This window comes from Halomonas marinisediminis (assembly GCF_004347715.1).
Taxonomy (GTDB): domain Bacteria; phylum Pseudomonadota; class Gammaproteobacteria; order Pseudomonadales; family Halomonadaceae; genus Halomonas; species Halomonas icarae.
The window spans coordinates 1-233 of sequence record NZ_SLTR01000709.1 but is presented as its reverse complement, the minus strand read 5'-3'; the positions used below and the strand labels follow the sequence as shown (position 1 = coordinate 233).

The following is a 233-nucleotide window of genomic DNA, read 5'->3' as shown; positions in this document are numbered from 1 at the left end:
ACCAAGGTCGTGGCGCTCGTCGACGCCTTGGGGAACCTGTTTGATTTTCTTCTTCTGCCCGGGCAGGCGCATGACATGAAAGGCGTCGCGCCGCTGATCGAAGGCGTGGATTTCGATGCGTTGTTGGCCGACAAGGCATTCGACGCCGATTGGCTGCTCGCCGAGCTTGATACACGCGGAGCGAAGGCGATCATCCCGCCCAAGGCAAACCGAAAGGTTACGCGCGACTACGA

1 protein-coding gene is annotated in these 233 nt (G+C 60.1%); it reads left to right on the top strand.

The genetic code is table 11. The annotated features are described in order from the left end of the window. Window positions 1-233, top strand: a 233-nt coding sequence (locus E0702_RS18305) for a transposase (RefSeq protein ID WP_165927643.1), incomplete at both ends; no start/stop codon positions are given.